The 12,506-nt window shown below is 61.9% G+C and carries 8 protein-coding genes and 1 pseudogene; 5 read left to right on the forward strand and 4 right to left on the reverse strand.

Going from position 1 to position 12,506, the window contains the following annotated elements:
- Nucleotides 1-125: pseudogene (locus CIW50_RS29825) on the forward strand (IS21-like element helper ATPase IstB); the annotation flags it as partial.
- A 936-nt stretch (nucleotides 126-1,061) separates the two neighbouring features.
- Here the strand turns inward: CIW50_RS29825 and CIW50_RS20865 are convergent.
- Entirely contained in the window at nucleotides 1,062-4,805 is a 3,744-nt protein-coding gene (locus CIW50_RS20865; RefSeq protein ID WP_149533115.1) for a vitamin B12-dependent ribonucleotide reductase, read from the reverse strand.
- A gap of 777 nt (nucleotides 4,806-5,582) precedes the next feature.
- Between CIW50_RS20865 and CIW50_RS20870 the strand changes: the two genes are divergently transcribed.
- Nucleotides 5,583-6,482, forward strand: a complete 900-nt coding sequence (locus CIW50_RS20870; RefSeq protein ID WP_246664383.1) for a DMT family transporter — start codon at nucleotides 5,583-5,585, stop codon at nucleotides 6,480-6,482.
- A 28-nt stretch (nucleotides 6,483-6,510) separates the two neighbouring features.
- On the opposite strand, the gene CIW50_RS20875 is transcribed toward CIW50_RS20870, so the two are convergent.
- Together CIW50_RS20875 and CIW50_RS20880 are read right to left on the reverse strand one after the other, a co-directional pair.
- Complete coding sequence (locus tag CIW50_RS20875) at nucleotides 6,511-7,707, reverse strand: GAF domain-containing sensor histidine kinase (protein WP_197738386.1); 1,197 nt, start codon at nucleotides 7,705-7,707, stop codon at nucleotides 6,511-6,513.
- 202 nt (nucleotides 7,708-7,909) lie between these two features.
- Nucleotides 7,910-8,428 carry a BA14K family protein gene (locus tag CIW50_RS20880; protein ID WP_149533117.1) on the reverse strand — a complete coding sequence of 173 codons (519 nt, stop codon included), beginning with the start codon at nucleotides 8,426-8,428 and terminating at the stop codon, nucleotides 7,910-7,912.
- Between the two features lie 286 nt (nucleotides 8,429-8,714).
- Here CIW50_RS20880 and CIW50_RS20885 point away from each other — a divergent pair, with 286 nt between their 5' ends.
- Nucleotides 8,715-9,125 (forward strand): NADH:ubiquinone oxidoreductase subunit NDUFA12, encoded by a 411-nt coding sequence (locus CIW50_RS20885; RefSeq protein ID WP_149533118.1) that lies wholly within the window; start codon nucleotides 8,715-8,717, stop codon nucleotides 9,123-9,125.
- A gap of 4 nt (nucleotides 9,126-9,129) precedes the next feature.
- Here the strand turns inward: CIW50_RS20885 and CIW50_RS20890 are convergent, their stop codons facing one another.
- Nucleotides 9,130-9,834 (reverse strand): DJ-1/PfpI family protein, encoded by a 705-nt coding sequence (locus tag CIW50_RS20890; RefSeq protein WP_149533119.1) that lies wholly within the window; start codon nucleotides 9,832-9,834, stop codon nucleotides 9,130-9,132.
- Between the two features lie 129 nt (nucleotides 9,835-9,963).
- Between CIW50_RS20890 and CIW50_RS20895 the strand changes: the two genes are divergently transcribed.
- Both CIW50_RS20895 and aspA read left to right on the forward strand, forming a co-directional pair.
- Nucleotides 9,964-10,902, forward strand: a complete 939-nt coding sequence (locus tag CIW50_RS20895; protein ID WP_149533120.1) for a GlxA family transcriptional regulator — start codon at nucleotides 9,964-9,966, stop codon at nucleotides 10,900-10,902.
- Between the two features lie 176 nt (nucleotides 10,903-11,078).
- Complete coding sequence (gene aspA, locus CIW50_RS20900) at nucleotides 11,079-12,494, forward strand: aspartate ammonia-lyase (protein WP_149533121.1); 1,416 nt, start codon at nucleotides 11,079-11,081, stop codon at nucleotides 12,492-12,494.
- Nucleotides 12,495-12,506 lie beyond the last annotated feature (12 nt).

Consider the following 12,506-nt stretch of genomic DNA (forward strand, 5'->3'; position numbering starts at 1 on the left):
CCCGCGCTCGTCTCGTCTCCGCAACCCCGGCCAGCTCCGACGAGACGAGCGCTACCCCCAAACCAGCACGCTCAAAGGGGTCAAAATTGGACGCCGATCCGGGGTCAAATTTGAACGCCGATTGACACCGGAGGATTGATACGGCTGAAGATCTCTGTAGTCCCGAACAGCAAGTTCAATCTCGTGAGCCTCGCGCCTCATTGGGAAAAGAACCACCGGCGCCGGATAGTTTAGGACGGTATCCCAAACGGTCCGTTTGACCATATCAATGACGACCGTCGAGCACTCCGGATGAGCCGCAATCATGTGACGTATGGCGTCCGGCGTAGCATCGTGTTCGGCGATGGCCGCGGTCGCGAAGGGGACGCCGTTGGCAGAAGCTATGACCGGCTGGACGCCCGACATCGTGATCTGAAGGTGCAGCGGTCGTGCAAACGGCGCTCATGTCGCATTATGGACTGCAATTCATTCCGGAAGACCAAAGCAACGGGTTTGGAATCCGTTTCCCACTGGGTCATTTTTCAAACCCGCAGAATAGACGGCGCACACCGCGCAAACTGAAATCAAAAAGCGTGGCCAAAAAGCGAATAACTTAAGTCGAACAGTCGTGGAGTCTATTAGTCGGAAAAGAGGTATTGTTCCTTCGTCGCCGGGCCTTTGTTCTGGTCAGATGCGCAGCTTCATGCGACGCGAGCGTTTCGATTCAAATATTTTCACCGGTTTAAGAAAACGGTAGACGTGCGAATTCTGCGAATAACGTCTTCGCAAAATGTTCGGGTTGGTAGCCGTGATCCACCCCCTGACGGGGGCATGGAGTTCTTTCTCAGCAAGAGGCGGTCAACCGAGCGATATAGTCCGCAGCGATGAACGGCCCTGCTTGCTTGCAATGGCGGGAGCCGCTGCGCAGGGCCGTCCTCCTCAACGGAAGAGATTCTGTCGATTAATCAAACGGAAAAACCCGCCGCAGGCGGGTTTTGCTTTTTGTATCGAAGAGCGGCGGCATAACGATCAGGCAGAGGTCATCGATGTGCGGAACCGCGCCAAGGCCGCCGTTGGCATAATCAACTACACCCGGTTGTCGAACCGCACGTATCGCACTTCATGCAGGTCCCATTCCGCACCAGCGTGAAGTTCGAGCACTCGCCGCACATGTCGCCTTCATAGCCCTTGGCTTTCGCTTCGGCGCGGCGTTCGGCCTTGCTTGGCGCGGCGGCTGCGGCGCTGCCGGCTTTGCTCCAGGCTTGCGCCTCGAGCTTTTCGGTCGGCGAGAGCTGGTGCTCGGGCTCGGCGGTCTTGAGGGCCACCGCGGCATCTCCGCTGCCGTGGCGGGCGGTGGCGCCCGACGCGTTCAGCGAGGTCACGTTGCCCGAACCGCGGGCGTCGGTGTTGTCGGCCGGGGCTGGCGCGCGCATGACGACGAGATTGTCGGTGCGCGAGCGGGTCAGGCCCTTGGAGACGTATTTGTTCGCGCCATCCGGCGCCTTGCCTTCTTCCTCGCCCTTGCCCAGCGCATCGAAGCCCGCTTCGGATACGTCGACATGGCCGAGATCAAAGCGCGACATGTAGGACACCGCGAGTTCGCGGAACACATAGTCGAGGATCGAGGTCGCGAACTTGATGCTGTCATTGCCCTGCACCGGGCCCGCGGGCTCGAAGCGGGTGAAGGTGAAGGCGTCGACATACTCTTCCAGCGGCACGCCATACTGGAGACCCAGCGAGACGGCGATGGCAAAGTTGTTGATGAAGGAGCGCAGGGCCGCGCCTTCCTTGTGCATGTCGATGAAGATCTCGCCGAGCCGGCCGTCGTCATATTCGCCGGTGCGCAGATAGACCTTGTGCCCGCCAACGACCGCCTTCTGGGTGTAGCCCTTGCGGCGATCCGGCATCTTCTCGCGGTCGCGCATCACCACGATGCGCTCGACCAGACGCTCGACAACCTTTTCGGAGATCGCGGCGGTGCGGGCCGCCATCGGCTTCTCCATCAGGTTCTCCAGCGCATCCTCGTCCTCGTCCTCATCGCTGATGAGCTGCGAGTTGAGCGGCTGCGAGAGCTTGGAGCCATCGCGATACAGCGCGTTGGCCTTCAGCGCGAGCTTCCATGACAGCAGGTATGCGGACTTGCAGTCCTCCACCGTGGCGTCGTTCGGCATGTTGATGGTCTTGGAGATCGCACCCGAGATGAAGGGCTGCGACGCCGCCATCATGCGGATGTGGCTTTCCACCGAGAGATAACGCTTGCCGACCTTGCCGCAGGGATTGGCGCAATCGAACACGCTGTAGTGCTCGGCCTTCAGGTGCGGAGCACCTTCCACCGTCATCGCGCCGCAGATGTGCACGTTGGCGGCTTCGATCTCGCGCTTGGTGAAGCCGAGGGCTGCGAGCAGGTCGAAGCCCGGAGCGGCAATGGCTTCGGCCTCGATCTTGAGGGTGTCGCGCAGGAAGTCTTCACCGAAGGTCCACTTGTTGAAGGCGAACTTGATGTCGAAGGCGGTCGGCAATGCTGCCTCGACCTTCTTCAGCGCCTCGTCAGTGAAGCCCTTGGCTTTCAGGGTCGAAGCATTGATGCCCGGCGCGTTGGACAGCGAACCGTGGCCGACGGCATAGGCCTCGATCTCGGCGATCTCGCTCTCGCGATAGCCGAGCTTGCGCAGTGCTGCGGGGACGGCGCGGTTGATGATCTTCCAGTAGCCGCCGCCGGCGAGCTTCTTGAATTTCACCAGCGCGAAGTCAGGCTCGATGCCGGTGGTGTCGCAATCCATCACCAGGCCGATGGTGCCGGTCGGCGCCACGACGGTGGTCTGGGCGTTGCGATAGCCATGGAGTTCGCCGAGTTCGAGGGCGAGATCCCAGGCAATCTTGGCACGGGTGACGATGTCGGCCTGCGGGCAGGAGGCATGGTCCAGCGCCACGGGGGCGACGGCGAGGCCTTCATAGCCGCGGGTTTCGCCGTGGGCGGCACGGCGATGGTTGCGGATGACGCGCAGCATGTGGGCTGCGTTCTTCTTGTAGCCGGGGAACGGGCCAAGCTCCTTGGCCATCTCGGCCGAGGTCGCGTAGCTGACGCCGGTCATGACAGCGGTGAGGGCGCCGCACAGCGCGCGGCCTTCCTTGGAGTCGTAGGACAGACCCATGGTCATCAGCAGGCCGCCGATGTTCGCATAGCCGAGGCCCAGCGTGCGGAACTCGTAGGAGAGTTCGGCGATCGGCTTCGACGGGAACTGCGCCATCATGACAGAGATTTCGAGCACCATGGTCCACAGCCGGCAGAGATGCTCGTAGGCGTGGATGTCGAAGGTCGAGCTGGCGGTGTCATAGAAGGTCAGCAGGTTCGCCGAGGCGAGATTACATGCCGTGTCGTCCAGGAACATGTATTCCGAGCACGGATTGGACGCGCGGATATCGCCCGACGACTTGCAGGTGTGCCAGTCGTTCATGGTGGTGTTGAAGTGCAGGCCGGGATCGGCCGACGCCCAGGCGGCGTAGCCAATTTTTTCCCAGAGATCCCTGGCCTTGATGGTCTTCATGACCTTGCCGTCCTTGCGGGCGATCAGGTCCCAATTGCCGTCAGTCTCGACCGCGCGCAGGAAATCGTCCTTCAGCGAGACGGAGTTGTTGGAGTTCTGGCCGGCAACAGTGAGATAGGCCTCGGAGTCCCAGTCGGTGTCGTAGATATCGAAGGAGATATCCTTGTAGCCCTGCTTGGCGAACTGGATGACGCGCTTGATCATGTTGTCGGTGACCAGCGAGCGGCGGGCGAGCTTGATCTCGCGGCGCAGCGCCGGGTTCTTCTCGGGATCGAAGCAGTCGTCGCCCGAACCTTCGCAATTCACGCAGGCCTTCATGATGGCCTTGAGGTGCTTCTGGTTCATCTTCGACCCGGTGACGAGGGCAGCGACCTTCTGCTCTTCCTTCACCTTCCAGTCGATATAGGTCTCGATATCCGGATGGTCGGCATCGACCACCACCATCTTGGCCGCGCGACGCGTGGTGCCGCCCGACTTGATGGCGCCCGCAGCACGATCGCCGATCTTGAGGAATGACATCAGGCCCGACGAGCGTCCGCCGCCCGACAGCTTCTCGCCTTCGCCGCGCAGCTTCGAGAAGTTCGAGCCGGTGCCCGAGCCGTACTTGAACAAACGGGCTTCACGTACCCACAGGTCCATGATGCCGCCTTCATTGACCAGATCGTCCTCGACGCCCTGGATGAAGCAGGCATGCGGCTGCGGATGTTCGTAGGACGACTTCGACTTGGTCAGCTTGCCGGTCTTCCAGTCGACGTAATAGTGGCCCTGGCCGGGACCATCAACGCCGTAGGCCCAGTGAAGCCCGGTGTTGAACCACTGCGGCGAATTCGGCGCGACCATCTGCTTGGCCAACATAAAGCGCAGTTCGTCATGGAAAGCGTGTGCGTCGGCTTCCGACGTGAAGTAGCCGCCCTTCCAGCCCCAATAGGTCCAGCAGCCGGCGAGGCGATCGAACACCTGCTTGGACGAGAGCTCGGAGACGAAGCGCTCTTTCTCGGGCAAAGCGGCCAGCGCCTCGGTGTCCGGCACCGAGCGCCACAGCCATGACGGCACGGTCTCTTCCTCGACCTTCTTCAGTTTCGCGGCGACGCCGGCTTTGCGGAAATACTTCTGCGCCAGCACGTCGGAGGCGACCTGCGACCACGAGTCGGGCACTTCGACGCCTTCAAGCTTGAACACCACGGAGCCATCCGGATTCCGGATTTCGGACGTGGTCAGTCGGAAGTCGATCCCTGCGTAAGGGGACTGTCCGTCGGTGGTGTAGCGGCGTTGAATCTGCATCTCGGTCGTGCCCCGTCTTAGTCCGACACCCCATCTGGTGGCGCCGGCGATTTCAGTTTGCGGTCTCAAGTTGTCCCCAGGATTGCGCCATGGGTGCCTTAAGTTTGCCGCAGCTCGGCCGGGTGAACCCGGTCCTGTTTGTCTCTGTGGAGCATGTGCTGGCCGTCATATCGGCCACCCGGAACTGCCGGGTTCATGCTTCCCTGGATCGGGCTTCCCCGCATTTGCGGGTCGATCGATCCTAACGCCTCTACGCGTCGTTTGAGCCGGTTTCCGGCCCGTTTTTTAGTGCTCCAAACGCCGACTTTCCGGCCCGGATTCCAGGACGCAAATCCCCGATCCCGTAGCCTCGACTGGAGGACGGAGCGGTCAATCTGGAACCCGTTTGGGAGCGTCCGGCGGGACAAAAAACGACCCGCGCCGAACAGTTCGAAAACTAGGCCAAACCGAACTCGCCCGTCAAGGAGTAGTCGGGGTTCCTGAATCAAATACTAAATATGGTGGAAAGGGTGGATAACCAAGGGGACAAGCCTCACCTCGATTGGTGCCAAGTATCGGTGAGTCCTCATGGATTCGGAAGCCAAAAATATTTCTAAAACTGTCTGGAATCCGAGCTGCGCCCACTGTTCACAGCCCAACTTTATTTTGTCATCTGGGGATTGCGTTTGGCGGACTCAGGCCACGCTGATGACCGCAGGACAGGTTCCCGCCACCGGCAGTAGTCAGCCCCTTCAATTGCGCGCAGGTTTGCGCCGATTCCCCAGCCGGTTGCCGTCCATGACAATGCCAGATGCTCCCACGCCGCGTGCGCGAATCGCTCCGATCGGTCTCGCTCTGCTGGCGACCGCCTCCATCGCCTGGGGACTCAACTGGCCGGTGTCGAAAGCGCTGCTGTTGGAATGGCCACCGCTGTCGATACGGGGCGGTACCGGGATCGTCGGCGCGCTTCTCCTCGCCGGGATTGCGGTCTGGCGCGGGGAGAGCCTGCGCGTGCCACGCCATCAGTGGCTTCCGCTCTGCATCCTGGCGGCGCTGAACGTGTTCGGCTGGATGGCGTTCGTCGGCCTGTCGTTGTTGTGGCTGCCAGCCGGCGAAGCGGCGGTCGTCGCCTTCACGATGCCGGTCTGGGCTGCGGGACTGGCCTGGCTGATCCTCGGCGAGCGTCTGTCCGGCCAGCGGATCGTCGCGATGCTGATGGCCTTTGCAGGCATCGCCGCCTTGATGGGAGGCGACGGTCTCGCCGCAAGCGAAGAGAAATTGCCGGGTATTGCCCTGGCGCTGCTGGGTGGCTTCGGCTTTGCGCTCGGCGCCGTGTTGGCCAAGAAATTCGGTCTCTCGCTGCCGCTGATGACGTCGTCTGCCTGGCAGATCGGAATCGGCTGCGTGCCGGTGTTATTGCTGGGCCTGATCTTCGAAAGCCCGCATCTCTCGGCCTTGACGCCGCTGGGCCTCGGGATGATCGCCTATGTCATCCTGATTGCGCTCTGCGTGGCTTATGTCTGCTGGTTCGCGGCGCTGAAACACTTGCCGGCCTCGGTGGCGGCGATCGGTACGATGGCGGTGCCGGTGATCGGCGTCGTCAGTTCCGCGATTGCGCTGCGCGAGCCGCTGGGGATCACGCAGATCGCAGCCCTGGCGTTCACCCTCGCGGGCGTCGCGCTGGCGACAAGGGGGTAGGCGACGGATCGTCCGACGCCAATGACCGTCAGGGACTGCTCGCGGCCAGCGGCACTTTGACGGTGAAGTGCGAGCCGTGGGCGAGATCCGACTTCGCCTCGATCTCATGACCGAGTGTTTCGGCGGTGCGCCGTACGATCGACAGGCCGAGACCGAGGCCTTCGCTGGACGGGTTGATCTGGTGGAAGGCATCGAAGATCGACGTGAGTTGCTCGGTGGCGATGCCGGTGCCGGAATCCAGCACCTCGATCGTCAATGCATTGCCGTGCTTGCGGCAGCCAACCAGCACGCGGCCGTGATCAGTGTATTTGATGGCGTTGCCAACGAGATTGCCGAGGATGGCGCGGAGCATGCCGGGATCGCTGACCACATGGGCCTTGCTCGGCACCACGACCAGTTCGAGGCCCTTGGCTTCGGCGTGCAGGCTCCAATTGGCGAGGATCGACTCGAACACGTCCGAGATCGGAAAGGAGCGGAGGCTGGGCGTGCCGAAGCCTGCATCCAGCACCGATGTTTCGGCGAGGCGATCGAGTTCTTCCGCCATCCGCATGCCGGCATCGATGGCATAGCCGAGCCGCTCGCGGTCCTTTTCGTCGGTGAGCTTGCGGCGGATACGGTCGATGGCCATGATCATGACCTGTAGCGGCTGCTTGAGGTCGTGGCCGGCCACCGCCATCAGGCGGCTGATGTTGCGCTGCAGCCGATCCGACAGATGCAACGCGCGGCGGAACTCCATCTGCGACATGACCTGGCGGGCGAGGGCAGCGAGCACCTCGCGCTGCGCTGTCGATAACACGCGTGGCTTCACGTCGAGAACGCAGACGGTGCCGAGCGGCAGTCCGTCCGGTGTACGCAGCAATGCACCGGCGTAGAATCGCAGATGGGGAATGCCCGTCACCAGCGGATTGCAGTCGAATCGCGGGTCCTTGGTGGTGTCCTCGATCTCGAGAAAGTTCTGTTCAAGAATGGCGTGAGCACAGATTGAGTCTTCGAGTGGGGTTTCCCGCACGCCGAACCCGATCTCTGACTTGAACCATTGGCGCCCATCGTCGATCAGGTTAATGACCGACATCGGCGTCTGGCAGACATAGCTGGCGATCTTGGTGATGTCGTCGAATGATGGCTCGATGGCGGTATCGAGAATGCCGTATGAGCGCAGCGCTTTCAGTCGCTCGGCCTCGTTGGCGTGAAGCTTGGCGGCTCTGGGCTTGTTTGACGCGTCCACCACTGACCTGCTCACACCCGACGCTTTCGACCATCCAATCAGCCGAGAGGTCCCAGGACACTACGCCCGAGTTCCATGAATGTTTCCCGCGCGCCGCCTCCAATGTTCTTAGACCTTGAAACGCCGGGCGCAACCCTGAAACGACAAAGGACGATGCCCTAAGGCACCGTCCTGCAGAATGCTTAAACTGTCGCGTTTAGCGTTACGGGCAGGCGTGGCGCAGGCCGTCATAGCCGAGATAGGTGCCGGTGCGCACATTGTACGACTTGTAGGTGCGGATGCAGTAATCCACGTCGCCGCCGCCGGTGTCTGGAGCGACTTCGACCACATCAGGGGCGTCGTCATAATAGCTGCTACCGTAATACGGGCTACCGCCGTAATAGCCGTAGGAATTCCCGTAATAGCTGTTGGCTGCGATACCGCTGCCGATGATTGCGCCGGCGGCGAAGCCCGGACCGAAGCCACCGCCGCGCCAACCACCGCCATGGTGCCAGCCACCACCACCACCACCACCAAAGCGTGGGCCACCGCCGCCGTGCCAGCCGCCACCGCCGCCCGGGCGGGGTCCGCCACCGCCGCGGAAGGTGCCGATCGTGTGCGATTGACCGCCGGGGCCAACGCCCACGACCTTGGTATTCTGCGCAAAGCTTGGCGTTGCTGCGAAGGCGGGAATTGCGACTGCGATCGCTGCCGCGACGCTTAAAATCTTCAAATTCGTCATCGTCTGCTCCTGTATGGGATGCATTTTCAACCCCGTGAAGGGATTGCCGTTCCCTGCCGCCGCACTGTTATTGTGCAGGGTCAGAGTGTCAGTCCCGAACTGTATGCGGCATGAACGAATTACGCCGATTCCACGACAGCGGGTGCTTTCGAGGTAGGACTCGGGAGAAGCCGATACGAGGCCTGTCACGATCAGTTGCAGGCGGCGATCCGTCGCGGCGGCAACTGGACATTTGGCGGCCCGGATGGCATCAACGCCCCCGAGAAACCATCGATCGGCGCATAATATGAAACAGTTTCTGCTGAACTTCTTCACGTGGTGGAGCGGCACGACCTTCGGGACGAATCGCTGGACCCGTAAATTCGGCGAACTGGTCGGCACCGACGAGCAGGGCAACAAATATTACCGCACCAAGGGCGGCAAGATCGATCCGACCCTGGGCTTCGAGCGCCGCTGGGTGATCTATAACGGCTATGCCGAAGCCACCAAGATCCCGCCGGACTGGCATGGCTGGATCCACCACACAGTCGATGTGCCGCCGACCGAAGAGAACTATACGCCGCGCGAATGGCAGAAGCCGCATCAGCCAAACCTGACCGGCAGTCCGGCGGCCTATCGTCCGTCCGGTTCGACGCTGGCCAGCGGTCGCCGCCCGAAGGCGACGGGCGACTATCAGGCCTGGACGCCGGGCTCCTGACCACTCACCCGTTCTGCACGACCGGTTGCACGAGCCGTGCCGCGGCGCGCTGAACCGACGCTTCGCGTTGTTTCCAGCCGCCGGCTCTTGCAGTCAGACCGGCAAGCACGTCCGGTGGTGCCGTCTCTGGTGAGCCGGCATTGAAGGGCGGCGCCGGATTGTATTCGATCCCCAGTTGAATCATTTCAGCGGTTTTGCGATCCAGCATGATCGATGTCAGCGTCAGCGCGAAATCGATGCCCGCGGTGACGCCTCCGCCGGTGACGCGGTTGCGGTCGATGCAGACGCGTGAGGCGTCCGGGATCGCGCCGAAATGCGACAGGAACGGCCTGGCCGACCAGTGCGTTGCCGCGCGGTACCCCCGCAGCAGGCCGGCCGCGCCCAGCACCAGCGAGCCCGTGCAAACCGACGTCACGTAGCGCGCACGGGTCGCCTGCTTCCGCAGGAATGTCAGGGTCTCCTCATCATGGATCGCATCATCGGCGCCGGCGCCACCGGGCACGCAGATCACGTCGAGCTGCGGGCATTCGGCGAATGTGGTGGTCGGCAGAATGGCCAGCACGGTGTCGCTGGTGATCGGTTCGATCCGCTTCCAGACCAGATGCACCTGTGCGCCCGGAACGCGTGTAAGCACCTGGAGCGGCCCGGTAAAATCGAGCTGCGTGACGTTTGGAAACAGAACGAACCCGATCTGGATGGGCGTGGTCATGACAATCTCCTGACATAGCACTTGATGACTTGGCACTTGACCGGGTCAGCCTGTCATGATCGCCTCATGTCACAAATGGCATAAATCCCTCATTAAAGGACATTGAGCGCGGGTGATGGACGTGACGCGATGATCGGCATTCTGGTTTTTCCGAAATTCCAGCTTCTCGACGCCGCCGGACCGATTTCCGCATTCGAGATCGCGGGCCGCATTGCCGGCGCGCCGCCAGTGATCAAGGTGATCGCGGCCGACGCCGGTGAGATCGCGAGTTCGTCGGGTGTGGTGTTATTGGCACGAGGACTGCGCTCGGCGGCAGCGCTTCAGACCCTGATCGTTGTCGGCGGAGAGGGTGTGCGTGCAGCGGCAACATGTCCGCGCATCCTGGCCTTTGTCCGCAAGGCCGCGGGGCACGGCTGCCGCGTCGCCAGTGTGTGTTCCGGCACCTATGTTCTGGCCGAAGCGGGCATTCTCGACGGCCGTCAGGCGACGACGCATTGGCGGCATACGCGGCATTTCCTCGCGAACTATCCGCGCGTGAAGCTCGAACCCGACAGGATATTCGCACGTGACGGCAATATCTGGAGTTCGGCCGGCATCAGTGCGGGCATCGATCTGGCGCTGGCGATGATCGTTGAAGACCATGGTGACGAGGTTGCCCGGGCCACAGCACGGCAGCTCGTGCTCTATCATCGTCGCGGCGGTGGTCAGTCGCAGTTCTCGTCGCTGCTCGAATTGAAGGCGCCGACCGGCCGTTTCGCGCCGCTGTTGAGCTGGGCACGCGAGCATCTCGATCATGCGCTTACCGTTGAGCAACTGGCCGAGCAGGCCGGCATGAGCGCGCGACATTTTACGCGTGCGTTCATCGCCGAGACGGGGGCCACACCTTCGAAGGCCATCGAGCGGCTTCGCGTCGAAGTGGCCAGGCAGCGCGTACAGGATTCCAGCGAAGCCATTGAGCTGATCGCGCAGTCGGCAGGCTTTCGCGATCCGGAACGGATGCGCCGTGCCTTCATTCGCAGTTTCGGCCAGCCGCCGCAGGCGCTGCGCCGGGCGGCGCGGGCGGGTTGAGACGCTTGCGCGCTGCCTCCATAAATTGGGCAACGGCGGATACGATATAGCCGGCAACATATGCGTTCGAGGTGCTATGCTTCGAAAGGTCACGGGATGCGAGGGGGATCAGGGCGGCAGACGAGATCATCGCTTTCAAGGTGCCTGTTTACGGCGACAACTCAGGAAAATCTGACATGATCGACGATACGCGCAGCGAGCACGACCTGTTGGGCAACCGCGATATTCCAGCCGACGCTTACTACGGTGTTCATACGCTCAGGGCGGTCGAAAATTTTCCGATCACCGGGATTCCGATTTCCATCTATCCCGAACTCATCAGTGCGCTCGCCGCGATCAAGCAGGCGGCGGCACTGTCGAATATGGAGCTGGGGCTGCTCGACAAGGTACGCGGCGATGCGATCATCGCTGCTTGCGAAGAAATTCGCGCCGGTCGCCTGCATGACCAGTTCGTGGTGGACGTCATCCAGGGCGGCGCCGGGACCTCCACCAACATGAACGCAAATGAGGTGATCGCCAATCGCGCCCTCGAAATTCTCGGTCATGGCAAAGGCGACTACGGGCATCTGCACCCGAACGAACAGGTCAATATGAGCCAAAGCACCAACGACGTGTATCCCACGGCGTTGAAGATCGCGACCTATCACGGCGTGTTTCACCTGATCGACGCGATGGCCGTGTTGCGAAAGGGATTCGAGCGCAAGGCGGACGAGTTCAAGGATGTCCTGAAAATGGGCCGCACCCAGTTGCAGGATGCGGTACCCATGACGCTCGGTCAGGAGTTCAGCACGTATGGCGTCATGATCGGCGAAGACGAGGAGCGATTGCGCGAGGCGGCCTTGCTGATTTGCGAGATCAACATGGGTGCGACAGCCATCGGCACCGGGATCGCGTCCCATCCGGACTACGCGCGTCTGGTCTGCCTACATCTCGTCGCCATCACCGGCATGCCGCTGGTCACCGCCGTAAACCTGATCGAGGCCACGCAGGACTGCGGTTCGTTCGTTCAACTATCAGGCGTGCTCAAGCGGGTGGCCGTCAAGATTTCCAAGATCTGCAACGACCTCCGGCTGCTGTCGAGCGGCCCGCGCGCCGGTCTCAACGAGATCAATCTCCCGGCGGTACAGGCAGGTTCCTCGATCATGCCGGGCAAGGTGAACCCCGTTATTCCCGAAGTCGTGAACCAGGTCGCGTTCGAGGTGATCGGCAACGATCTCACGGTGACCTTTGCGGCCGAGGCTGGCCAGCTTCAGCTCAACGCGTTTGAGCCAATCATCGCGCACAGCCTGTTCAAGAGCGTCAGTCATATGCGGGAGGCTTGCCTGACGCTGGAGAAGCGTTGTGTCTCGGGTATTACTGCGAACCGCGAACGTCTCCGTGCCTATGTCGAGAATTCGATCGGTCTCGTCACTGCGCTCAATCCCTATATCGGCTACGCCAATGCGACCGCCGTCGCGGTCGAGGCCCATGCGACCGGCCGCAGCGTCTACGATCTGGTGCTCGAAAAAGGCTTGCTACCGGCAGCGACCCTTGCCGCCATTCTCCACCCCGACGTACTCACCAAGCCCCAGAGCATGTTGATCCGCGAATGAGGGCCGCATCGG

This window comes from Tardiphaga sp. P9-11, assembly GCF_008329525.1.
In the GTDB taxonomy this organism is placed as follows: Bacteria; Pseudomonadota; Alphaproteobacteria; order Rhizobiales; family Xanthobacteraceae; genus Tardiphaga.